The organism is Pantoea sp. NPDC088449, assembly GCF_044753225.1.
In the GTDB taxonomy this organism is placed as follows: Bacteria; Pseudomonadota; Gammaproteobacteria; order Enterobacterales; family Enterobacteriaceae; genus Pantoea; species Pantoea floridensis.
The window spans coordinates 1,648,809-1,672,483 of the sequence record NZ_JBIVMT010000001.1 but is presented as its reverse complement, the minus strand read 5'-3'; the positions used below and the strand labels follow the sequence as shown (position 1 = coordinate 1,672,483).

Here is a 23,675-nt window from a genome sequence, read left to right as displayed (position 1 = left end):
TTTATGCGCACCTGGTAATGTGGTCGCCATGAATGGCGACCTTACGGTTTTCCAGATACATACAACCTGTCCAGTTCCCATTTCATGGGATTCTCTTCAATATATCTGCGGATGTTCAGTAATTCGTGCTCATCCCGAATCACGCGATCATAAAAGCTGCGCTGCCATACCTTTATCCCAGTTTCACGCGTTATCTCCGCTTTAAACCAATTAACAATATTCAGCAGGGACCGATGTGTGCTTTCATTTAGCCAAATAATGCCATGCAGGTGATTCGGCATCAGGACAAAGGCATCAAGAGTTATCGCGGTATCGCGTTGTGATAAGGCCTGCCAGGCTTTAATGGCATAATCCCCAATCGGCGTGAGGCAGAATTCTGTTGCGATGAATAGGCCAAATAAAGGTGCGCGGCGATGGCAAACCAGGGTGATGAAATAGGCGCCGTTGGTGCGGTAATCATGATTTTTCAAGCGTGGATATTTACGGTTCTTCATCATGGCCTCCTTGCCGACATAATATTATTTTATTTGCGGCGAGAAGGCGATGAAGGTTGTTTAATTTTGAGGGACGTATTCAGAGTTAATTTATTGCGCGTGGAGCGGTTATTCAGGTCGCCATAAATGACGACCCTACACCGAGACCGTAGGGGCGCCATTTATGGCGACCTGGTATTCTGGCGATCACACCATTTTCTCTATCTCTTCGAACGGCACGGCGTGGCTGAACAAATACCCCTGCAGCTGGTTGCAGCCTGCATCAGCCAGCGCATTCTTTTGCCCTTCGGTTTCAACCCCTTCGGCGGTGACCGTTAAGCCCATGGCGTGGCCCAACCGCACCACCGATTCAACAATCGCGGTGGAGTTCTGCGCCACACCGAGCGACTGCGTAAATGAACGGTCGATTTTGATCTTATCCACCGGGAAGGTGCTGAGGTAATTGAGGCTGGAATAACCGGTACCAAAATCATCCAGCGCAATGCGGAAACCGGCTTCGCGCAGCGCGATAATGCTATTGCGCGCTTCATGTTCATCCTCAATCAGCACACCTTCAGTGATCTCCAGCTCCATATGTGTGGGATCGGCACCTTCTTCCCGCACAATTTCAACAATGCGCTCAACAAAATTGCTGGCGCGAAACTGTACCGGTGAAACATTCACCGCCACAACGATATCGGGCAGCCTGAGCGCGGTTTTACAGGCTTCACGTAGCACCCACTCGCCAAGCGGAATAATCATGCCGGTCTCTTCGGCAATGGCAATGAAATCACCCGGTGAGACATCGCCTCGTTCGGCGTGATGCCAGCGCAGCAGCGCCTCAAGGCCTACCACGCGCTGGCCGCTGATATCCATCAGCGGCTGATACCACACCGCCAAACCGTCACATTTCACCAACGCCTGACGCAAATCCGCCGCCATTCGCTGGCGCGTGCGCAGCGATTCATCCATCACTTTTTCAAACTGACGATACTGGCCGCGTCCGTGATTTTTCGCTTCATACAGCGCGATATCCGCTTTACGCATCAGCTCAAGCCGATCGATGCCATCCTTCGGTGCCAGCGCCAGACCGACGCTTACGCCGACCCATAATTCACTGCCCACCCATTGATATGGCTCGCTGAGGCGAGCAATGATGCGGTTCGCCAGCGATTGCACCTGGCCAATATTCTCAACATCCGGCATGACAATAATGAACTCGTCGCCGCCTATACGACCGACCGTATCGCTGGCGCGCACGATGTCGTTGAGACGGCGCGCCACCTCCATGATCATTTCGTCGCCCGCGTGATGACCGTAGGTATCATTGATGTTTTTAAAACGATCCAGATCCAGCAGCAGCAGCGCCACGCGCTGGTCGTGGCGTCCGGCCAGCGCCAGCGCCTGGGTTAAACGATCTTCCACCAGCGAACGATTCGGTAAACCGGTCAGCACATCATGAAACGCCAGATGCTGTGCCTGCGCTTCACTGGCGCCCAGTTGCAATAACGACTGCGACAGTTTCAGCGACGAGGTCCAGATACGCCGTACCATAAACAGGCACAGCAGCGTGATTAACATCACCGACAGCAGCGTTGAAGGACCGAGGGTGCGCAGCATCTGAGCGCCCGGTTTGTCCGGCTGCCAGCTAAGATAGCCGACGGGATTGCCCTGCTGGGAATTGAGCAGGTAGCGCGCTTTGGTTTTTCCCGCCGGTTCAGTGTCGCTAAAGTGCAGCTGCCGCAGCTGGCTGCGATCGGAGAGATTACGCAAATAGCCATCATCAAGAAATTTAATGCTCACCAGACGATAGCGTCCCGCCTGTTTCGTGCTGCTGATGTCACCCACCGCCAGCGCGGCGGCGCGTTGACCGATGCGCACAAAATCAGCGCGATCGGCAGGACCCGCCGCCACATCGCTGCTGAGCACCAGCGGACTCTGCAGCATCTCGTGCAAATAGGGACCCACGCGCTTATCGGGCACCGGTTGGCCGTTGCGCCAGACATTAACCAGCTGATTATCGCGATCCAGTAAGATCACCAGCTGGTGGTCAAACATGTCATACAGCCAGCCGCCGACATTTTGCGTCAGCCAGCTTTGGTCGGGATGCGCTAACGCCAGCTGATCGGCCAGCGGTGACCAGCGCGTCAGGCTGCGCAGCTGGCGCAGATGCTCACTGAGACTTTGCGCGAAGGAAGCCTCAATCATACGCTGCTGCTGATCGCGTGCTTCATTGTTGGTGAGCGAGGTCCCCCAGAACAGACCTATCCCCGCGCCGGCAAAGGTCAGGAGTAAAATAGCCATCAGCGGCAAAATAACTTCACGGACAAAGTTACGGCGAAAACCATCCGATAGTTTTAATGCGTTAATCATTTTGAGATTCGCCTGACAAGAAGGGTTCATCTTTTAACTTAGCAGAACTTACCCAGGCTGCACGGAGTAAGGGAAGCGATAAGTCAGTGAAAATGGACGCAAATTTTTTGAATATGGTCACAAAGGAAACAGTTAAAGATAGTTTATTGAATTAACCCGCTTTGTCCCGCGTTCCTCCTGCCGTAAAGCAAATTCATCTTTGCGTCATTGAGCCGTCACGGCGCTGTCATCTACCGCCCGCAATGTAATCGCCATCCCGCAGCGAGCGTCGCTGCACTCCTCAACCACATGAGGTATTGAGCGTGATGGAGATATCCAGACATCCGACCACTGTGTACCAGGCCGTTGCCGCCCAGCTGGAGCAGGCGCTGCAGGAGCGCTATCGCTGCGGCGATTATTTGCCTTCCGAGCAGCAGTTGGCGGACCACTACGAAGTCAATCGCCACACCTTGCGCCGCGCGGTCGATGAGCTAGTCAATAAAGGCCTGCTGCAACGGCGTCACGGCGTGGGCATTTTGGTGCTGATGCGTCCTTACGATTATCCGCTGCACGCACAGGCGCGCTTTAGCCAAAACCTGATGGAGCAGGGCAGTCATCCCACCAGCGAGCGTTTGCTGGCGGTAATGCGTCCGGCCAGCGGCGATGTGGCCAGCGCGCTGGGCATCAGTGAGGGTGACAACGTTATCCATCTGCGCACGCTGCGCCGCGTTAATGGTGTTGCGGTTTGCGTGATTAATCACTTCCTCGCCGATCTCAGCTGGTGGCCCACGCTGCAGCAGTTTCACAGCGGTTCGCTGCATGACTTTATGCAGCAGCAGCTGGGCTTAAGCCTGACGCGCAGTCAAACCCGCATTAGTACTCGCCGCGCACAGGCGAAAGAGTGCAAACAGCTGGAGATTGCCCTGCAGTCGCCGCTGCTGTGTGTGCGCACCCTGAATAAGCACCACGACGGCAAGGTGGCGGAATACTCCGTTAGCCTGACGCGCGGCGACATGATTGAACTGACTCTGGAGCACGAATGAAACAGCAAACAGCCCGCCAGCACTGGCTTTCGGTGCTGGCCCACAGCGAAGCCAGCAGCCTGAATGCGCACTGGCAGCCGCTGCACTTAAGCCCGGATTTTGAGCGCGTGCGTCCGGCGGAAACCGGATTAACCCGCCTGCAGGCGCGTATGGGCGGCAGCGGCAAGCGCTTCGTCATGGGCGATGCCACGGTAACGCGCGCGGTGGTGAAACTGCACGACGGCACGCTCGGTTTTAGCTACGTGCTGGGGCGCGATAAATCCCACGCCGAGCGCTGCGCGTTAATCGATGCACTGCTGCAACAGCCGGAAACCCAGGCGCTGTTACAGGAAAAAGTGATTGCCCCGCTGGCGGCATTGCGTGAAGAGCAGCGTCAGCTGCGCGCGCGGGAAATCGCCAGCTCCAAAGTGGATTTCTTTACGCTGGTTCGCGGAGATAACTCATGACATTACTGGCAAGTTTTAACCATCCGGTTGCCGATGCACAGCGCGCCTTCCGCCGCATCCTCAAAGCGATGAGCGAGCCGGGCGTGCTGGTGTCGCTACCGTTACAGCAGGGCTGGGGCGATCTGTCGCCGGCGGCCACGGCGGTGCTGTTGACGCTGGTCGATCAGGAGAGCGCACTGTGGCTCGATGGTCGTATCGATAACGAGGTGGTGCGCAGCAACCTGCGCTTTCATACCGGCGTGCCGATTGTCGCTGAGCGCGATGCACCGTTCGCCTTGACGCATGCGGCGGCCAATCCCGATCCGGCACTGTTTGCGTCTGGCGACAATATGTCGCCAGAGAAGAGCACCACGCTGATTGTTGAGGTGCCATCATTGAGCGGCGGTTTGACGCTGCGCCTCTCGGGCCCAGGTTTACGTGAACCGCGCGCCATTGCACCGCAGCTGCCGGAGGCGATTCTGCACTACCTGCGCGAGCGTCCGCATCCTTTCCCGCAGGGCGTGGATCTGATTTTCACCTGCGGTGAAGCGATGATGGCGCTGCCACGCACCACCGACGTGGAGGTGTGCTGATGTACGTTGCGGTTAAAGGGGGCGAGAAGGCGATTGCCAGCGCCCATGAGCTACAGGCCGATTTGCGGCGGGGCGACCGCGCGCTGCCGGAGTTGCAGTGCGACCAGCTGGCGCAACAGCTCGGTTTAGCGGTCGATCGCGTGATGACCGAAGGCGGCATCTATGATCCGCAGCTGGCGGCCTTAGCCATCAAACAGGCGAGCGGCGATTTAGTGGAAGCGATTTTCCTGCTGCGCGCCTATCGCACCACGCTGCCGCGCCTCGCCGATAGCCTGGCGCTGGAAACCGATGAGATGCGCCTTGAGCGCCGCATCTCCGCCGTCTACAAAGATCTGCCGGGCGGCCAGGTGCTGGGTCCCACCTACGATTACAGCCATCGCCTGCTCGATTTCACCCTGCTGGCCAATGGTGAAACGCCGGCGGCGCAGCGTGACGATCAGGCGCTACCCGAACGTTGCCCGCACGTGTTCAGCATGATGACCCATGAAGGATTGGCGGCGCGCGAAGAGGATGACGGCAGCGAGCCGTGCGACATCACGCGTGAACCGCCCGGTTATCCCGCCACGCGTGCGGCACGCCTGCAACAGCTGGTGCGCGGCGACGAAGGCTTCTTGCTGGCGCTCGGCTACTCGACGCAGCGCGGCTACGGTCGCAACCATCCGTTCGCCGGCGAAATTCGCACCGGCTATCTCAGCGTCTCTATCTGCCCGGAAGAGCTGGGCTTTGACATCGAGATAGGCGAAATCCTGCTGACCGAATGCGAGATGGTGAACGGCTTCACCACCGAAACCGCCAGCGCGCCGCACTTCACGCGCGGTTATGGCCTGGTGTTTGGTCGCTCGGAGCGCAAAGCGATGGCGATGGCGCTGGTGGATCGTGCGCTGCAGGCACCGGAGTATAACGAACGGATTGCCGGTCCAGCGCAGGACGAAGAGTTTGTGCTGTCGCATGCCGACAACGTGGAAGCGGCGGGCTTTGTCTCGCACTTAAAACTGCCGCACTACGTCGATTTCCAGGCGGAGCTTGAGCTGCTGAAACGGCTGCGCCAACAGCATCAGGAGCAGAATCATGAGTGAGTTAACCGGCTACAACAACGGTTATCTGGATGAACAAACCAAACGCACCATCCGCCGCGCAATATTAAAAGCAGTAGCGATTCCCGGTTATCAGGTGCCGTTTGCCGGACGTGAAATGCCGATGCCGTATGGCTGGGGCACCGGCGGCATTCAGATCACCGCCAGCATCATTGGCGATGCCGATGTGCTGAAGGTGATCGATCAGGGCGCCGATGACACCACCAACGCGGTATCGATTCGTCGCTTCTTTCAGCGCGTCAGCGGCGCGGCAACCACCGAACGTACGGTTGATGCCACGCTGATTCAGACGCGGCACCGCATTCCCGAAACGCCGCTGGAAGAGGATCAGATCCTGATTTTCCAGGTGCCAATCCCGGAACCGCTGCGTTTTATTGAGCCGCGCGAGACCGAAACCCGCACCATGCACGCGCTGGAGGAGTACGGCATCATGCAGGTGAAACTGTATGAAGATATTGCCCGCTACGGCCACATCGCCACCACCTATGCCTACCCGGTGAAGGTCAACGATCGCTACGTGATGGATCCGTCACCGATCCCCAAATTCGACAACCCCAAGATGCACATGATGCCGGCGCTGCAGCTGTTTGGTGCCGGACGTGAAAAACGCATCTATGCGCTGCCGCCGTTTACCAAAGTGGAAAGCCTCGACTTCGACGATCACCCGTTCAGCGTGCAGCAGTGGGATGAACCCTGCGCGCTGTGCGGTTCGCGCCACAGCTACCTCGACGAGGTGGTGATGGATGACGCCGGTACGCGCATGTTTGTCTGCTCCGATACCGATTTTTGCCACCAGCAGCAGGAACAACAGCATGCACAGTGAACAGCCGCTGCTTGCGGTCAACAATCTGACGCATCTTTATGCGCCAGGCAAAGGTTTTGAAGAGGTGAGTTTTGAGCTCTATCCTGGCGAAGTGTTAGGCATTGTCGGGGAATCCGGTTCGGGCAAAACCACGCTGCTGCGCAGCCTGTCGGCGCGGTTAGCCCCGCAGCAGGGCAACATTCTTTACCGTGCGCAGGATCTTTATCAGCTGAGCGAGAGCGATCGCCGCCGCCTGCTGCGCACCGAATGGGGCGTGGTGCATCAGCATCCGCTGGATGGCTTGCGTCCGCAGGTGACGGCGGGCGGCAACATCGGTGAACGCCTGATGGCGGTGGGCAATCGCCACTATGGCGATATCCGTAAAGAGGCGATGCGCTGGCTGCAGGATGTCGAAATCCCCGCCAACCGCATCGACGATCTGCCCACCACTTTCTCCGGCGGTATGCAGCAGCGCTTGCAGATTGCGCGCAACCTGGTGACGCAGCCGACGCTGGTGTTTATGGATGAGCCGACCGGTGGTTTAGATGTGTCGGTGCAGGCGCGCCTGCTGGATCTGCTGCGCACGCTGGTGCGCGAGCTGAATCTGGCGGTGGTGATTGTCACCCACGATCTCGGCGTGGCGCGTTTGCTGGCGCATCGTCTGCTGGTGATGAAGCAGGGCCGCGTGGTGGAGAGCGGGTTGACGGATCGCGTGCTGGACGATCCGCATCATCCGTATACCCAACTATTGGTTTCGTCGGTGTTGAGTTAACCACGACGCGGTCATCAATAGGGTCGCCATAAATGGCGACCCTACGACGTGCCATATGTAGGGTCGCCATTTATGGCGAACTCACGATATCCAAATGTAACCGTAACGCCTTGTAGGGTCGCCATTTATGGCGACCAACCAACATCAGGACATCAACATGCAACCTTTATTGCGCGTAGAGCAACTCAGCAAAACTTTTGTGCTGCACAACCAGAGCAGCGCCGCGCTGCCGGTGTTGCAGGATGCCAATCTTGACGTCAGCGGCGGCGAATGCGTGGTGTTACATGGCCGTTCGGGCAGCGGAAAATCCACGCTGCTGCGCGCGCTATACGGCAACTATCAGGCCAACAGCGGGCATATCTGGCTGCAACATCAGGGCGAATGGATCGACATGGCTAATGCCCCCGCGCGCCAGATTCTGGCGATTCGCTGCCATACCATCGGCTGGGTCAGCCAGTTTCTGCGTGTCATTCCACGCGTGCCGACGCTGGAGATCGTCATGCAGCCGCTGCTGGAGCGCGGTACCGAGCGTGCCTTCTGCGAAAAGCGCGCCAAAGAGCTGCTGACGCGCCTCAACGTGCCGGAGCGTTTGTGGTCACTGGCGCCGTCCACTTTCTCCGGTGGCGAACAGCAGCGCGTCAATATCGCGCGCGGTTTTATCGCCGACTATCCGGTGCTGCTGCTGGATGAGCCGACCGCCTCGCTGGATAGCGCCAACAGCGCCGCGGTGGTGGAACTGATTGAACAGGCCCGCGCCCGCGGTGCCGCCATTGTCGGTATTTTCCATGACGAAGCGGTGCGTGCACGCGTCGCCGATCGCCTGCACGTCATGCAGCCAGTGAACACAGGAGCAGAAGCATGATTATTAACAACGTCCGGCTGGTGCTGGAGCAGGAAGTGGTGGCCGGATCGCTGGAGATCCGCGACGGGTGCATTGCCAGTTTCAGCGACAGTCGTAGCCAGCTGGCGGGCGCGCTGGATGGCGAAAACGCCTTTCTGCTGCCGGGCCTGGTAGAGTTGCACACGGACAATCTCGATAAATTCTTCACGCCGCGACCGAAAGTCGATTGGCCCGCGCACTCGGCAATGAGCAGCCACGATGCGCTGATGGTCGCCAGCGGCATTACCACGGTGCTGGATGCGATTGGCGTTGGCGACGTGCGCGATGGCGGCCATCGTCTGGATAATCTGACAAAGATGATCGACGCGATTCAGGACAGCAATCGCAAAGGGATTAACCGCGCCGATCACCATTTGCATCTGCGCTGCGAGCTGCCGCACAACACCACGCTGCCGCTGTTTGAGGCGCTGATGAACACGCCGGAGCTGTCGCTGGTGTCGCTGATGGATCACTCGCCGGGCCAGCGTCAGTACGCCTCGCTGGAGATGTATCGCACCTATTATCAGGGCAAATATCAGCTCAGCGACGCGCAGATGGATCAGTTTGAACGCGAACAGCTGGCGCTGGCCGCTGAGTTCTCGACGCCGAACCGCAACGCCATCTCCAGTTTGTGTCGTTCGCGCGGCATTCCGCTGGCCAGCCACGATGACGCCACCGCGGCGCATGTGGCTGAGTCACACGATGTTGGCAGCGCCATCGCCGAATTTCCCACCACGCGGGAAGCAGCGCGCGCCTCGCGTGAATGTGGCATGCAGGTGTTGATGGGCGCACCGAATATCGTGCGCGGCGGATCGCACTCCGGCAATGTAGCGGCGGCGGAACTCGCCAGCCACGGCCTGCTGGATATTCTCTCCTCCGACTACTATCCCGCCAGTTTGCTCGACGCGGTGTTCCGTTTGGTCGCCGATGAACGCAATACCCTGACGCTGCCGCAGGCGGCGGCGCTGGTGACGTGCAATCCGGCGCAGGCGATTGGCCTGCACGATCGCGGGCGCATCGCCGAAGGGCTGCGCGCCGATTTAGTACTGGCGCATACCGATCATGGCCATTCACACATTCGCCACGTCTGGTCGCAAGGCAAGTTGGTGTTCTGATGGCGCGCCTCATCTGGCTGACCGGGCCTTCGGGCGCGGGCAAAGATAGCCTGCTGAACGCGCTGCGTGAGGCACCGCCGGATAATCTGTTGATCGCCCATCGCTACATCACGCGCGCAGCCGATGCCGGCGGCGAGAATCATGTGGCGCTGAGCGAGGCGGAGTTCCGGCGACGTGAAGCGCTGGGGCTGTTTGCCGTGAGCTGGCAGGCGCACGGTCTGCATTATGGGCTGGGCGAGGAGATCGATCTGTGGCTGGCGCGCGGTCTTAACGTGCTGGTCAACGGTTCGCGCCTGCATCTGCCGATAGTGCAGCAGCACTATGGTACGCAGCTGCTGCCGCTGGTGTTGCAGGTGTCGCCGGAAGTGCTGGCGAAGCGGCTGCGGCAGCGCGGGCGGGAGTCAGACGTTGAGATCGCAAAACGTCTGGCGCGTGCGGCCGAACCGCTGCCGGCACACTGCTATGCGCTGAATAACGATGGTGAATTGCGCGATACGCTTGAGCATTTGCGGCAATTGTTGGCTGATTGACCGTAATACACACCGCCGCACCAGGTCGCCATAAATGGCGACCCTACGACACCGGGCACGTGATTTTGTAGGGGCGCCATTTATGGCGACCTAATACACACCGACGCGGCAGGTCGCCATAAATGGCGACCCTACGACGGGCCAATGTGCATTTTTCGCGTCCGTACCACGCTGTCACCGTTTAATCACTTTACTGTCATCAAGCTTTCATGCGATTTGCCCGTAATAGCGGGCAATCAACCACTCAGCAGAGATGGAGTGCATCATGGCACAGGCATTACTGAAAACCGTCGTCGACAATCCGTTCCCGCCCATCACCGGGCAGGGCAACAAGGTGCTGTCGGTGCAAGGATTGTGTAAAGCGTACGGCGCTAACAAGGTGCTGGATAACGTCAGCTTCGATCTGCATGCGGGCGAGCTGGTGGCCGTGATTGGTCGCTCAGGCGCAGGCAAATCGACGCTGCTGCATATGCTGAACGGCACCATCAGCGCCTCACAGGGCGCGATTCTCAGCAATCGTCAGGGCGAAGTGGATCGCGATGTGGTGACGCTGAACAGCCGCCAGATGCGTGAATGGCGCAGCGAATGCGGCATGATTTTCCAGGATTTCTGTCTGGTGCCGCGCCTTGATGTGATCACCAATGTGCTGCTCGGGCGTTTAAGCCAGACTTCAACGCTGAAATCGTTCTTCAAAGTCTTTTCCGAAACCGACCGCGCTCGCGCCATTGAACTGCTGCAGTGGATGAACATGCTGCCGCAGGCGCTACAGCGTGCAGAAAACCTCTCCGGTGGCCAGATGCAACGCGTGGCGATTTGCCGGGCGCTGATGCAGAACCCGCGCATCCTGCTGGCGGATGAGCCGGTAGCGTCACTCGATCCGAAAAATACCAAACGCATCATGGACGTGCTGCGCCAGGTGAGCGAGCAGGGCATCAGCGTGATGGTCAACCTGCACTCAATCGAACTGGTGCAAAGCTACTGCACGCGTGTTATCGGCATTCAGCGCGGCAAAGTGCTGTTTGATGGACATCCTTCCCAGTTGACCGACGGCCTGATGCATGAGCTGTACGGCGACGAAATTAACCAGCTCCACTAACTTCCACGGCAAGAGAACAACCACCAATGAAACTGACCTCTTTAGCTTTACTGACTATGGCGATGGCTTTTGGCGTTAACGCAGCGGATGCACCAAAAGAACTGAACCTCGGTATTCTCGGCGGCCAGAACGCCACACAGCAGATTGGCGATAACCAGTGTGTGAAAGATTTCTTCGACAAGGAGCTGCAGGTGGATACCAAACTGCGCAACTCCTCAGATTACTCCGGCGTGATTCAGGGCCTGCTGGGCAACAAGATTGATCTGGTGTTGAGCATGTCGCCTGCTTCTTACGCCTCGGTTTACCTGCAGAACCCGAAAGCGGTAGATATAGTCGGCATTGTGGTGGATGACAAAGACGGTTCACAGGGTTATCACTCGGTGGTGATCGTCAAAGCCGACAGCCCGTACAAAAAACTGGAAGACCTGAAGGGCAAATCGTTCGGCATGGCCGATCCCGATTCCACCTCAGGCTTCCTGATGCCGAATCAGGCATTCAAGAAAGAGTTTGGCGGCACGGTTGATGATAAGTACAACAACACCTTCTCCAGCGTCACCTTCTCCGGCGGCCACGAGCAGGACATTCTCGGCGTGCTCAACGGCCAGTTTGATGGCGCGGTAACCTGGACATCGCTGATTGGCGACCGTGAAAGCGGCTATACCTCCGGTGCGTTTGGTCGCCTGATTCGTATGGATCATCCGGACCTGATGAAGCAGATCCGCATTATCTGGCAGTCGCCGCTGATCCCGAACGGCCCCATTCTGGTGAGCAACAACCTGCCCGCTGATTTCAAAGCGAAGGTGGTGGCCACCATCAAGAAACTGGATAAAGACGATCACGGCTGCTTTGTTAAAGCGGTGGGCGGAACCCAGCACATCGGCCCGGCAACCGTGGCGGATTATCAGAACATTATCGATATGAAGCGTGATTTGATGAAGGGTTCGCGCGGGTAAGCGATAAAACGGTGCGCATTAATGCGCACCCTACAATGTAGGGTCGCCATTCATGGCGACCGGGTTACACAGGAATCTCCCTCTTGACCGATTTCGAACACTACTACCAACGCATCCGCCGCCAGCAAAAGCGCGACTCGCTGCTGTGGTCGCTGCTGTTGCTGGCGCTCTATCTGGCCGCGGGCAAGATGGCGGAATTCAATCTGCTCACCGTCTGGCAATCGTTGCCACACTTCTTTGATTACATCGGCGCAACCCTGCCGGTGCTGCACCTGCCGTTGCTGTTTGCCGATGGCAAAACCGAAGGTTCGCTGGCCTATTGGGGCTACCGTCTGCACTTCCAGCTGCCGCTGATCTGGGAAACCTTACAGCTGGCGCTGTCGTCCACCATCGTGGCGGTAGGCATTGCCGCCGTGCTGGCGTTTTTCGCCGCCGATAATACGCAAACGCCGCGCAGCCTGCGCATCGCGATCCGCGCCTTTGTCGCCTTCCTGCGCACCATGCCGGAGCTGGCGTGGGCGGTGATGTTTGTTATGGCATTCGGCATTGGCGCCATTCCCGGCTTCCTCGCGCTGGCGCTGCACACCGTCGGCAGTTTGACCAAACTGTTCTACGAAGCGATTGAGAGCGCCTCGGATAAACCGGTGCGCGGCCTCGCTGCCTGCGGGGCCAGCAAACTGCAGCGCATGCGCTTCGCCTTCTGGCCGCAGGTTAAACCGACGTTCCTCTCCTACAGCTTTATGCGTCTGGAAGTTAACTTCCGCTCCTCGACCATTCTTGGCCTGGTTGGCGCGGGCGGGATCGGCCAGGAGCTGATGACCAATATAAAACTCGATCGTTACGATCAGGTCAGCATCACGCTGCTGCTGATTATTGTGGTGGTTTCGCTGCTGGATACCTTGTCTGGCTGGCTGCGTCGCCGCGTGGTGGAAGGAGAGATGCAATGATTACGCTGGCACCGGATGTCGCCAAACTCAAACAGGAGCACGCCGCCCTGTTTGCCGCTCAGCAGCGCTATTTGCGTCGCGTGGCGCTGGTGGCACTGGCTATCGTGCTTTACTACCTGTTCTTTTTTGAGTTTTTTGGCATTGAATGGAGCCGCTTTCTCATCGGCTGCCAGCAGCTTAGCCGCTATTTCCTGCGCATGTTTGTCTGGCAGGATTTCCTCAACTGGCCGTTTGGCTACTACTTCACCCAGGTGGGGATTACGCTGGCGATTGTGTTTTCCGGTACGCTAACCGCCTCACTGATTGCGCTGCCGGTTTCGTTCCTCGCGGCGCGTAACGTGATGCACGATCCCGTGACGCGGCCGATTTCACTGGTGGTGCGTCGCGTGCTTGATGTATTGCGCGGCATCGACATGGCGATCTGGGGGCTGATCTTCGTGCGCGCCGTGGGCATGGGGCCGCTGGCGGGCGTGTTGGCGATTGTGGTTCAGGACGTTGGCCTGCTCGGCAAACTGTATGCCGAAGGGCACGAAGCGGTGGAGCGTTCACCGAGCCGCGGCCTTAGCGCGGTGGGCGCTAACAGCCTGCAAAAACATCGCTACGGCATCTTCACCCAGTCGTTCCCGACCTTTCTCGCGCTCAGCCTGTATCAGATTGAGTCCAACACGCGGTCGGCGGCGGTGCTCGGTTTCGTCGGCGCCGGCGGTGTGGGGCTGGTTTATGCCGAGAACATGCGTCTATGGAACTGGGATGTCGTGATGTTCCTGACCATTATCCTGGTGGCGGTGGTGATGATCATGGACGTGGTGTCCAGCAAGCTGCGCAAACGCTATATCACCGGGAAAGGGGTGCCGCTGTGGCAGCCTGCCGCGCGCGATTAAGCCGTGCACTGCGTTGCCAGGCGCGCTCCAGCACCTGCACCAACTGCGCCTGCTGCCAGGGTTTCGCCAGCCGCTCACACAGCGGCAGCGTGACCTGCGTCTGACGCAGATCCTGACCGCTGATTAAGATTGTCGCCAGATGCGGCCACTGCGCCTGCGCCTGGCGAATCACGTCCGCGCCGTTAAGCCCGCCCGGCAGCATCAAATCACTGATCAGCAGCTCAACATCTGGCGTCTGGCGCAGCAGTGCCAGCGCGCTTTCGCCGTCACCGCACTCCAGCGTCAGGTAACCGAGCTGATGCAGATGTTCACACAACGTTTGCCGCACCGTGGGTTCATCATCCAGTACCAATACCAGCCGATCGCTGCTGATCTCCGGGGTAAAGGCCGACGGCAGCGCCACCGGCTGCGCGGTATCTGGCGCGCGTGGCAGCAGCAGGCGCACGGTGGTGCCTTGCCCCGGCGCGGTTTCCAGTTCTATCTGCCCGCCGGACTGACGCACAAAGCCATACACCATCGATAACCCCAAACCGCTGCCGCTGCCGATCGCTTTGGTGGTAAAGAATGGCTCAAACACCTGTTCACGCACCTCCGTCGACATGCCACAACCGTGATCGATAACCTCAATCGTGACGCGATCGCGTTTGCCGTCCGCTTCCTGCTTGCGCTGGTTCCAGATGCGCAGACGGATTTCTCCGCTTTGTTGCTCCATGGCATCGCGCGCATTCACCACCAGATTCATCAACGCATTTTCCAGCTGGCCGGCATCGATCCACGCCGGCCAGCCGGGACGCTGTGCATCCACCACCAGCTGCTGTCCCGGTAACAGCGCGTGCTGCAACAGCGAGTGCAGATTGTCTACCAGCTCCACCACCGATACCGCACGCGGGTAGAGCGCCTGTTTGCGCGAGAAGGCCAGCAGGCGCTGCGTTAATTGTGCGGCACGGTCGGCCGCCTGACGGGCACGATCGATGCGGTTGGCGAGTGTGCCGGGCGGCAGCTGATCGACGGTGAGCGCCAGGCTGCCAATGATCACCGCCAGCAGATTATTGAAATCATGCGCCAGTCCGCCGGTTAGCTGTCCAACCGCTTTCATCTTCTGGCTGTGCAGCAGCGCCTCTTCCAGCGCTTTGCGCGTGGTGCGCTCCAGCACGGTGTTCACCATGCCACGACGCGGCACCGGGCTGAAACGCAGCTCCAGCGTGCGGCCATCATCCAGCCGCACTTCCTGGGCATCCGCTAGCCCGTTGAGCTGGATATTGACGCGGGTTAGCAGCTGCTGATAGTGCAGGCCGCGATGCAGTTCGCGCGGCGCGATACCCAGCAGCTCGGCATATTGCGCATTCCACACCACCAGCTGGCCGCTGTTGTCAAACAGCGCAAAGCCGTCGCGCATCGCCAGAAAGGTGGATTCCAGCTGGTTGCTTTTCTCTTTCAGCAGGCGCGAGGTGTGCGCCAGCGAGGCGGTATTACGCGCAAACACGTTAAAGGCGCGCGCCAGATCGCCAAGCTCATCGCGCCGCGCCAGACCGGGTACGTTGACGCTCTTTTCACCCTGTGCCAGCCGCGTCATGGCGTGGGCGATCGCCGTCAGGCTGGAGCCGAGATTGCGGTAAATGTAGTAACCCGCGTAACCGGTGATCAGCAGCGCCAGCAGCATAAACAGGCCAATAAAGCCGATGATGGAATCCAGCTCCTCGTGAGTCACTGCGCTGCGCGCATCGCTCTGCTGCGCCACCAGCTGCACGTAATGGGTAATGTCTTCATTTAGCATCGCCACCAGCGCTTTAATGCGGTAGGTGGCGTAGGCGATAGCGATATCACTCTGCTCAAGCTGCTGCGCCACGGGTAGCAAACTGCTGCTGGTCGCGATCAGCCGTTGTGCCTGAGTATTTAACACGCCGCTCAATGCTAACGCGTGCCACTGGCGCAGCACCGTTTGCAGCTGCTGCACCGCCGCTTGTGGCGCCGTGGATTGAATCGCCACGCTTAACAGGCTGTGGGTTTGCTGACGCAGCGCGTCAGAAGGGGAATTGGCGTGAGTGAGGAGATCAATACGATTAAGCAGCAGCTGCGCTTGCCACAGGCCGCTTAGCATCACGTTGCGCTGCAAGTGGCGTTGATGACCTTCACGCAGCAGTTGATTAATGCTCAGTTCCAGCATCTGGCTGCGTTCACGAATCCGCGTGAGCAGCTGCGGTTGCTGTGCGGCCAGCGGCGCGTGGGCTAGCAGCGTCAGCGACTGCTGCAACGCCCGTTGGGTTTGCTGCAAACGAGCCGACTCGCTCTGATACTCCAGCGCGCCGACCACCTGCGACAGGCGCACTGAGGCAATCGCCACATTGGCGGTATCGCGCGCCAGTGCCAGGCTGCCATTCATATCGGCCAGAGTTTGTGCCTGTGCCTGTTCCTGAATGTGACCGGCGTGGCGAAATCCAAAAATCGCCACCAGGCCGACTGCCAGCGTGACCGACATCACCAGCAGGTTAAACAGCAGCAGGCGACTACGCGCGCCAGCGTGCCAGTGCAGACCGTGACTCATTTTCGCCACCTCTTACCGCTCAACTCCCGGCGAGTATAGAAGCGCGAGCGGGGCGAAATATGACAAATATGAACGGTCGCTGACATTTTCCATTTATCTGGGCAGGCTTTACTCGCTGCAACCTTTGCCAGCAGGAGCCTCTCAATGGACGGCACACCGATACTCTCGATGCGTGGTATCACCCGGCGCTTTGGCAGTTTCTATGCGCTAAAGGGCGTCGACCTCACGGTCTGGCCCGGTGAAGTGCATGCGCTGATGGGTGAAAATGGCGCAGGCAAAAGTACCTTGATGAAAATTCTGGCCGGTGCTTATACCGCCAGCAGTGGGGAAATTCTTATCGACGGCCAGCCTTATGCGATTAAAGGCCCTAAAGAGGCGCTGGCGGCGGGCATTACGCTGATTTATCAGGAGATCAACCTGGCACCCAATCTCACGGTGGCGGAGAACATCTTCCTCGGCAGCGAAATCACGCGCGGCGGACTGGTAAAACGTCGCCAGATGGCGGAGGAGGCGCAGCGGGTGATCGATCGGTTGGGCGCACAGTTCAACGCCACCGATCTGGTGAGCCGTCTCAGCATTGCCGAGCAGCAGCAGGTGGAAATCGCCCGCGCGCTGCACCGTAACAGCCGCATCCTGGTGATGGATGAACCTACCGCGGCGCTCTCCAATCGCGAAACCGAACAGCTGTTTGCGCTGATTAAACGTCTGCGCAGCGAAGGCATGGCCATCATCTATATCAGCCACCGCATGGCGGAAGTGTATGAGCTTTCAGACCGGGTGAGCGTCCTGCGCGACGGCGAATATGTGGGCAGCCTGACGCGCGAACAGCTCAACGCCAGCGAGCTGGTGCGCATGATGGTGGGCCGTCCGCTCAGCGACCTGTTCAACAAAGATCGCACCATTCCGCCTGGCGACATCCGCCTGGCCGTCAATCACCTGGGCGACAAACACAAAGTGCATCCCAGCAGCCTGGTGGTGCGCGCCGGCGAGATCGTCGGCCTGGCGGGATTGGTCGGTGCCGGGCGCAGCGAGCTGGCGCAGCTGATTTTTGGTGTGCGTAAACCCAGCAGCGGCGAGATCTGGATCGATGGCGAAAAGGTGCAGATTCACTCCCCGCGCGATGCGATTGCGCGCGGCATCGGTTTTCTCACCGAGAACCGTAAAGAGCAGGGCCTGTTTCTCGAGCTGGCGGCGCAAGACAACATTGTGATGGCGACGCTGGAGCGTGATGCCAGCTACGGCCTGCTGAACCGGCGCAAAGGGCAGAAGATCGCCAGCGAAGCGATCGATTCGCTCAACATTCGCGTGCCGCACGCTCAGGTGCGAGCCGGTGGTTTATCCGGCGGCAATCAACAGAAGCTGCTGATTTCACGCTGGGTGGCGATTGCGCCCCGCATCCTGATTCTTGACGAGCCGACGCGCGGCGTGGATGTCGGCGCTAAGAGCGAAATCTACCGCATGATGCAGCAGATGGCGCAGCAGGGCGTGGCGATATTAATGATCTCCAGCGAGCTGCCGGAAGTGGTGGGCATGAGCGATCGGGTGTATGTGATGCGCGAAGGTTCTATCGCCGGTGAGCTGAGTGGGGCAGAGATTAGCCAGGAAAACATTATGACACTGGCCACCGGCGCACAGCCGGTTCAGGCCTGAGGAGACCGCAATGACCAGTGAAACCGCACGCGTAAAAAGCCCGACGCTCAAGCGCGCGTTAATGAGCGATCTGCTGCAAACCGTCGGCATCCTGCCGATTCTCATCCTGATCGTGGCGGTGTTTGGCTTTGTCACGCCGAACTTCTTCACCGAGGGCAATCTGCTCAACATCACACGTCAGGCTTCGATCAATATCGTGCTGGCGGCGGGCATGACTTTTGTGATCCTCACCGGCGGCATTGATTTGTCAGTGGGATCGATGCTCGGCACCACGGCAGTGGTGGCGATGGTGGTATCGCTCGATCCGGCATTTGCGTCGCTCACTATTCCGGCGGCCTTGGGTGCCGGGCTGATTATGGGGTTGTTCAACGGCGTTCTGGTGGCGTGGGCAGGGCTACCGCCCTTTATTGTTACGCTGGGTACCTATACCGCGATGCGCGGCGCGGCCTATCTGCTGGCCAACGGCACCACGGTGATTAACTCCGACATCAATTTTGAGTGGATAGGCAACGGCTATCTCGGGCCGGTGCCGTGGCTGATCGTTATCGCCTTTGCGGTGATTGCGCTGTGCTGGTTCATTCTGCGTCGCACCACGCTGGGCGTACACATCTACGCGGTGGGCGGCAACGTACAGGCGGCGCGCCTCACCGGTATCAAAGTTAGCGTGGTGCTGCTGTTTGTCTACGCCATGAGCGGCTTGCTGTCCGGACTCGGTGGGCTGATGAGCGCCTCGCGCTTGTATAGCGCCAACGGCAACCTCGGCGTCGGTTATGAGCTGGATGCGATTGCAGCGGTGATCCTTGGCGGCACCAGTTTTGTCGGCGGTATCGGCACCATCACCGGTACGCTGATTGGTGCGCTCATCATTGCCACGTTGAATAACGGTATGACGCTGATGGGCGTCTCCTATTTCTGGCAGTTAGTGATTAAGGGCGCGGTGATCATTATCGCGGTGCTGATCGATAAGTATCGCACCCGGCATCACGTGGGTTGAGATTGTGCGTGCTGGCCCTCACCCCAGCCCTCTCCCGCAGGCGGGAGAGGGGGCCGCCCGAGCAAGCTGAAATTTCAAAGTCCGCTCCACCTAATCATTCCCTCTCCCGCTGGCGGGAGAGGGCTAGGGTGAGGGTAAAAAACCAAAAAAAGCAGGAGAACATCGACTATGCGTTTTAATCCGATTGTAACCGGGCTGCTGGCGGCGACGCTGTTCAGTGCTGGCGTGGCTCAGGCAAAAGAACTGAAATCTATCGGCGTGACGGTGGGCGATCTTGCCAACCCGTTCTTCGTGCAGATCACCAAAGGCGCAGAGCTCAAGGCGCGGGAGCTGGCGGGCGACAAGGTCAATGTGACGCTGGTGTCCAGCGGCTACGATCTTGGCCAGCAGGTGGGCCAGATTGATAACTTTATCGCCGCCAAAGTGGACATGATCATCCTTAACGCCGCCGATTCCAAAGGCATTGCGCCGGCGGTGAAACGTGCGCGTGACGCCGGCATTGTGGTGGTGGCGGTCGACGTGGCGGCTGACGGCGCCAACGCAACCATTACCTCCGATAACACCGCCGCCGGGGCGATGGCGTGTAAATACATCTCCGATCGCCTGAAAGCCAAAGGCAACGTGGTGATCATCAACGGGCCGCCGGTCTCTGCGGTGCAGAACCGTGTCGAAGGCTGCATGAACGAGCTGAAGACTCATCCTGATATCAAACTGCTCTCTTATAACCAGAACGCTAAAGGCAGCCGTGAAGGTGGCCTGGAAGTGATGACCGGCCTGCTATCTGCTAATCCGAAGATTGATGCGGTATTCGCCATTAACGATCCCACGGCGATCGGGGCTGATTTAGCCGCGAAACAGGCACAGCGTAACGAGTTCTTTATTGTTGGCGTCGATGGATCGCCAGACGGTGAAGAAGCGCTGAAACGCAAAGGCTCACTGTTCGTTGCGACGCCGGCGCAAGACCCGCAGGTGATGGCAGCGAAAGCGGTCGAGATCGGTTACGACATTCTGCAGGGTAAACCAGCGCCGGATAAGCCGGTGTTGATCCCAGTGACGATGATCGATCGTAATAGCGTAAGCAGCTACAAGGGCTGGACGGTGAAATAATCCCGACAGATGTAGGGTCGCCATTCATGGCGACCTGAACCTCGAAACGCGAGGAGCTTTCATGCAACGCTCTGAAGTGAATGCGATTTTACAACGTACCCGCGAATTTTTTATACGTCAGGATGTGCATCTGCCGCCGTGGGCCGATTTCGGCCTCGCGCAGTGGCGCGCGCTGGATAAACAGGCCGCCGATGAACTGCTGGCGCTGCACCTCGGCTGGGATGTCACCAGCTTCGGTGCCGACGATTTTACGCAAACCGGTTTAACCCTGTTCACCCTGCGCAACGGCTCGCGCGGCGGCCGGCCGTGGGGCAAGCCCTATGCCGAAAAGATCATGCATGTGCGCGAAGGGCAGATCACGCCCATGCATTACCACCCGCAAAAGATGGAAGACATCATCAATCGTGGCGGCGGCAATCTGATCGTCACGCTGCATAACCGGGCGGGCAATCAGCTGGCCGATACGGCGGTGAATGTCACGCTGGATGGCATCCGCCAAACCCATGCCGCCGGTTCGCAGTTACGCTTATCGCCCGGCGAAAGCGTCACCTTGCTGCCGGGCATCTGGCACAGCTTCTGGGGGGAAGAGGGCTACGGCGACGTGCTGGTGGGTGAAGTCTCAATGCCCAACGACGACGAGCATGACAATGTTTTTCTCACGCCGCTGGCGCGCTTTAATCCGCTTGATGAAGATGAAGAACCGCGCTGGCTGTTGTGTAACGAATATCACCGCTGGCTGGCATAAAGGAGCCCATCATGGCACTGATTTCCCTGGCGCAGGGGTTAACTCATGCGCAGCAAAACAGTTACGCGCTCGGCGCGTTCAACGTCCTCGACACGCATTTCCTGCGGGCGCTCTTTCAGGCGGCAGAGCAGCAGCGCTCACCGTTTATCATCAGCATCGCCGAGGTGCATTTTAAATATGTCAGCCTTGAACATCTGGTGGCGGCGGTGCGCACCGAAGCGGCGCTGCACGACATTCCGGTGGTGCTGCATCTCGATCACGGCCTGCATTTTGAGGCGGTGATGCAGGCGATTCGTCTCGGTTTTACCTCGGTGATGTTTGATGGATCGACGCTCAGCTACGACGAAAACGTGCGCCAGACGCGCGAAGTGGTGAAGATGTGCCACGCGCTCGGCGTGTCGGTGGAAGCGGAGCTCGGTGCGGTGGGCGGCGATGAAGGCGGTGCGCTGTTTGGCGAAGCTGACAGCGATAAATTCACCGATCCGGCGCAGGCCGCTGACTTTGTCCGCTCAACCAGTATTGATTGCCTGGCGGTGGCGATTGGCAACGCACACGGCAAATACAAAGGCGAACCGAAGCTCGATTTCGACCGGCTGGCGGCGATTCGTACCACGGCGGGCATTCCGCTGGTGCTGCACGGCGGTTCAGGGATCAGCGATGCTGACTTCCGTCGTGCCATCAGCCTTGGCATCAACAAAATTAACTTCTACACCGGCATGTCGCAGGCAGCGCTGGGTGCGATTGAAACGCAGATTAGCCAGCGCGATGCACGCTATGACGCCTTTGCCGAGCTGTTGATGGCGGTGGAACGTGATATCGCCAACGTGGTGGCGCAGCAGATGCAGGTGTTCGGCAGCGCCGGGAGGGCCTGAAAGATGGCGCGTAATGGCATCATTGGGGCGGGCAGCATGCTGGTGGACCACGTACAGCGTATCAGCCACTGGCCGGAGCAGGGCTGGCTGACGGAAATTCATCACAGCGAAAAATGCAGCGGTGGGGCGGCGCTCAATGTGCTGTTTACGCTGGCGCGCATGCAGGTGAATTTGCCGCTGGCGGCCGTGGGTATGGTCGGTGAAGACAGCGATGGCGAGTATATTGTGCAACGGCTGGACGAACATCACATCGATCGTCAGTTTGTGCAGCAAACGCGCCTTAGCAGTACCGCGATGACCCAGGTGATGACCGCGCCGGATGGCCAGCGCACTTTCTTTCACGCGCGCGGCGCGAATGCACAGCTCGACCTGGCACATTTTGCCGCCGTTGTGACGCCTCACCGCATCTTCCATCTGGGATATTTGCTGTTGCTGGATAGTCTCGATGTGCCCGACGACGACTATGGCACGCGCAGCGCACGTTTATTGGCGCAAATGCAGCAGCGCGGCTACCTCACCTCACTCGATCTGGTCTCGCGCGCGGGGGAATATCGTCCGCTGGTGCTGCCCGCGCTGCGTTGGCTCGATTATCTGGTGATCAATGAGCTGGAAGCGCAATCGCTGACCGGCGTGCAATTACGGACAGCGCAAGGTCTTGCTGCGCCGGAAGCTTTCGCTACCGCTGCGGCATGGCTGATGCAGCAGGGCGTGCGTCAGCGTGTGGTGATCCATGCACCGGAAGGCGCGTGGGGACAGCAAACCAATGGGGAAGGGCGCTGGCAGCCAGCGTGGTGCTTAACGCCAGAAGAGATTGTGGGCAGCGTGGGGGCGGGCGATGCGTTCTGCGCTGGCGTGTTGTATGCCAGCCATGAAGGCTGGTCGCTAGCGGAAACGCTGAAGCTGGCGCATACCTGTGCCAGTTTTAATCTGCATGCCGCAAATGCGCTGGACGGCACCCGGCCACTGGCCGAGATGCAGCGCTGGATGGATCAGGCGATCTGCGTTTCGCGCGCCGAAGAGGCTGGTCGCATGACGTCGGCGGAGAAAACGTAGCCGAGTCCGCGGATGGTGCGGATAAGGCTGGGCTGATGCGGATTGGCTTCGATTTTACGCCGCAGCCGCATGATCAGCACATCAATGGTGCGATCGAAAACGTCGAGGCTTTCGCTGTGCGTTAGCTCCAGCAGTTGATCGCGGGTTAACACTTTACGCGCATGTGCCACCAGCGCGCGCAATAGCGTGTACTCGCCCTGGGTAAGCGGCACACTTTCACGTTGCGGATTAAAGAGCTGGCAGCGCGCATCATCCAGACGCCAGCCGTTAAATTGCCAGCCCTCATCCTGCAGAATTTCCGGCTGCGCCAGCCGCCCGCAGCGACGTAATGCGGCCCGCGCACGCGCCACGACCACGCGCGGATTAAACGGCTTGGCGATGTAATCGTCCGCCCCCATCTCCAGGCCTACCACCATATCTGCTTCCGAGCCCATGCCGGTTAACATGATCACCAGTACATCGGGACGCTGCCGCTGCATCTGTTGCAGCACCAGCAAACCATTGGTATCGGGCAGCATCATATCCAGCATCACCAGCGATATTTCCGGATGCAGTGCCAGCAGCGTGAGCGCATCTTTACCCTGATGGCAACTGTAAACAGTAAAAACATGTTCATTTAAGACATCATGCAGCAGTTCGCATATCGCACGATCGTCATCGACCACCAAAATCGCGGGCTTCATGGGGGGCGCCTCTTTTGTTACGAAAGGGTTAAAAGCAGTGTAACCCGGCGTTTTTTGCTTGCTGAAACCAGCA

Annotated in this window: 23 protein-coding genes; 19 read left to right on the top strand and 4 right to left on the bottom strand. The window is 58.9% G+C overall.

The genetic code is table 11. The features are described 5' to 3' along the window. Positions 1–41: 41 nt before the first annotated feature. Together ACIP6T_RS07985 and ACIP6T_RS07980 are read right to left on the bottom strand one after the other, a co-directional pair. Positions 42–494: a transposase gene (locus tag ACIP6T_RS07985; RefSeq protein ID WP_400456280.1), complete on the bottom strand. Its 453-nt coding sequence runs from the start codon at positions 492–494 to the stop codon at positions 42–44. 186 nt (positions 495–680) lie between these two features. Next, the gene (locus ACIP6T_RS07980) at positions 681–2,846 is read right to left on the bottom strand and encodes a putative bifunctional diguanylate cyclase/phosphodiesterase (RefSeq protein WP_400456278.1); all 2,166 of its coding nucleotides are present in this window, start codon (positions 2,844–2,846) and stop codon (positions 681–683) included. A gap of 305 nt (positions 2,847–3,151) precedes the next feature. On the opposite strand from ACIP6T_RS07980, the gene phnF reads away from it, so the two are divergent. From phnF to phnE (ACIP6T_RS07915), 13 genes are all read left to right on the top strand, one after another. Next, a complete protein-coding gene (phnF, locus tag ACIP6T_RS07975; RefSeq protein ID WP_400457107.1) occupies positions 3,152–3,868 on the top strand; it encodes a phosphonate metabolism transcriptional regulator PhnF in 717 nt (238 codons plus the stop codon). Then, positions 3,865–4,314, top strand: coding sequence for a phosphonate C-P lyase system protein PhnG (phnG, locus tag ACIP6T_RS07970; protein WP_097096849.1), 450 nt, complete (start codon positions 3,865–3,867; stop codon positions 4,312–4,314). Before phnF ends, phnG begins: the two co-directional genes overlap by 4 nt. Then, positions 4,311–4,886, top strand: coding sequence for a phosphonate C-P lyase system protein PhnH (gene phnH / locus ACIP6T_RS07965; RefSeq protein ID WP_097096850.1), 576 nt, complete (start codon positions 4,311–4,313; stop codon positions 4,884–4,886). Before phnG ends, phnH begins: the two co-directional genes overlap by 4 nt. Next, positions 4,886–5,962: a carbon-phosphorus lyase complex subunit PhnI gene (locus ACIP6T_RS07960; protein WP_400456277.1), complete on the top strand. Its 1,077-nt coding sequence runs from the start codon at positions 4,886–4,888 to the stop codon at positions 5,960–5,962. The genes phnH and ACIP6T_RS07960 overlap by 1 nt, the downstream gene beginning before the upstream one ends. Next, positions 5,955–6,803, top strand: coding sequence for an alpha-D-ribose 1-methylphosphonate 5-phosphate C-P-lyase PhnJ (locus tag ACIP6T_RS07955; protein ID WP_097096852.1), 849 nt, complete (start codon positions 5,955–5,957; stop codon positions 6,801–6,803). The genes ACIP6T_RS07960 and ACIP6T_RS07955 overlap by 8 nt, the downstream gene beginning before the upstream one ends. Further along, positions 6,793–7,554 (top strand): phosphonate C-P lyase system protein PhnK, encoded by a 762-nt coding sequence (gene phnK / locus ACIP6T_RS07950; protein WP_097096853.1) that lies wholly within the window; start codon positions 6,793–6,795, stop codon positions 7,552–7,554. The genes ACIP6T_RS07955 and phnK overlap by 11 nt, the downstream gene beginning before the upstream one ends. A 157-nt stretch (positions 7,555–7,711) precedes the next feature. After that, a complete protein-coding gene (phnL, locus tag ACIP6T_RS07945) occupies positions 7,712–8,416 on the top strand; it encodes a phosphonate C-P lyase system protein PhnL (protein ID WP_400456275.1) in 705 nt (234 codons plus the stop codon). After that, the gene (phnM, locus tag ACIP6T_RS07940) at positions 8,413–9,549 is read left to right on the top strand and encodes an alpha-D-ribose 1-methylphosphonate 5-triphosphate diphosphatase (protein ID WP_400456273.1); all 1,137 of its coding nucleotides are present in this window, start codon (positions 8,413–8,415) and stop codon (positions 9,547–9,549) included. The genes phnL and phnM overlap by 4 nt, the downstream gene beginning before the upstream one ends. After that, entirely contained in the window at positions 9,549–10,079 is a 531-nt protein-coding gene (gene phnN, locus ACIP6T_RS07935; RefSeq protein WP_345829180.1) for a ribose 1,5-bisphosphokinase, read from the top strand. The genes phnM and phnN overlap by 1 nt, the downstream gene beginning before the upstream one ends. Positions 10,080–10,344: 265 nt before the next feature. Further along, entirely contained in the window at positions 10,345–11,175 is an 831-nt protein-coding gene (phnC, locus tag ACIP6T_RS07930) for a phosphonate ABC transporter ATP-binding protein (RefSeq protein ID WP_345829181.1), read from the top strand. Positions 11,176–11,201: 26 nt separating this feature from the next. Next, positions 11,202–12,128, top strand: a complete 927-nt coding sequence (gene phnD, locus ACIP6T_RS07925; protein WP_097096858.1) for a phosphonate ABC transporter substrate-binding protein — start codon at positions 11,202–11,204, stop codon at positions 12,126–12,128. Between the two features lie 83 nt (positions 12,129–12,211). Beyond that, positions 12,212–13,075: a phosphonate ABC transporter, permease protein PhnE gene (gene phnE, locus ACIP6T_RS07920; protein WP_097096859.1), complete on the top strand. Its 864-nt coding sequence runs from the start codon at positions 12,212–12,214 to the stop codon at positions 13,073–13,075. Next, on the top strand, positions 13,072–13,956 hold the full coding sequence (gene phnE, locus ACIP6T_RS07915) for a phosphonate ABC transporter, permease protein PhnE (protein ID WP_400456270.1): 885 nt from the start codon (positions 13,072–13,074) through the stop codon (positions 13,954–13,956). The genes phnE (ACIP6T_RS07920) and phnE (ACIP6T_RS07915) overlap by 4 nt, the downstream gene beginning before the upstream one ends. Here the strand turns inward: phnE (ACIP6T_RS07915) and ACIP6T_RS07910 are convergent. Then, positions 13,910–16,498 carry an ATP-binding protein gene (locus ACIP6T_RS07910; RefSeq protein ID WP_400456268.1) on the bottom strand — a complete coding sequence of 863 codons (2,589 nt, stop codon included), beginning with the start codon at positions 16,496–16,498 and terminating at the stop codon, positions 13,910–13,912. The genes phnE (ACIP6T_RS07915) and ACIP6T_RS07910 overlap by 47 nt on opposite strands. A gap of 144 nt (positions 16,499–16,642) precedes the next feature. On the opposite strand from ACIP6T_RS07910, the gene ACIP6T_RS07905 reads away from it, so the two are divergent. From ACIP6T_RS07905 to ACIP6T_RS07880, 6 genes are all read left to right on the top strand, one after another. Further along, positions 16,643–18,148: a sugar ABC transporter ATP-binding protein gene (locus ACIP6T_RS07905; RefSeq protein ID WP_400456266.1), complete on the top strand. Its 1,506-nt coding sequence runs from the start codon at positions 16,643–16,645 to the stop codon at positions 18,146–18,148. Between the two features lie 10 nt (positions 18,149–18,158). Further along, the gene (locus ACIP6T_RS07900; RefSeq protein ID WP_097096863.1) at positions 18,159–19,142 is read left to right on the top strand and encodes an ABC transporter permease subunit; all 984 of its coding nucleotides are present in this window, start codon (positions 18,159–18,161) and stop codon (positions 19,140–19,142) included. A 168-nt stretch (positions 19,143–19,310) separates the two neighbouring features. Further along, complete coding sequence (locus ACIP6T_RS07895) at positions 19,311–20,249, top strand: ABC transporter substrate-binding protein (RefSeq protein WP_097096864.1); 939 nt, start codon at positions 19,311–19,313, stop codon at positions 20,247–20,249. A 61-nt stretch (positions 20,250–20,310) separates the two neighbouring features. After that, a complete protein-coding gene (locus ACIP6T_RS07890; RefSeq protein WP_345829187.1) occupies positions 20,311–20,994 on the top strand; it encodes a D-lyxose/D-mannose family sugar isomerase in 684 nt (227 codons plus the stop codon). 11 nt (positions 20,995–21,005) lie between these two features. Further along, positions 21,006–21,866 carry a ketose 1,6-bisphosphate aldolase gene (locus ACIP6T_RS07885; RefSeq protein WP_400456263.1) on the top strand — a complete coding sequence of 287 codons (861 nt, stop codon included), beginning with the start codon at positions 21,006–21,008 and terminating at the stop codon, positions 21,864–21,866. Between the two features lie 3 nt (positions 21,867–21,869). Beyond that, the gene (locus ACIP6T_RS07880) at positions 21,870–22,919 is read left to right on the top strand and encodes a carbohydrate kinase family protein (protein WP_400456261.1); all 1,050 of its coding nucleotides are present in this window, start codon (positions 21,870–21,872) and stop codon (positions 22,917–22,919) included. On the opposite strand, the gene ACIP6T_RS07875 is transcribed toward ACIP6T_RS07880, so the two are convergent. Next, positions 22,856–23,602, bottom strand: coding sequence for a response regulator (locus tag ACIP6T_RS07875; protein ID WP_097096868.1), 747 nt, complete (start codon positions 23,600–23,602; stop codon positions 22,856–22,858). The genes ACIP6T_RS07880 and ACIP6T_RS07875 overlap by 64 nt on opposite strands. Between the last annotated feature and the right edge of the window lie 73 nt (positions 23,603–23,675).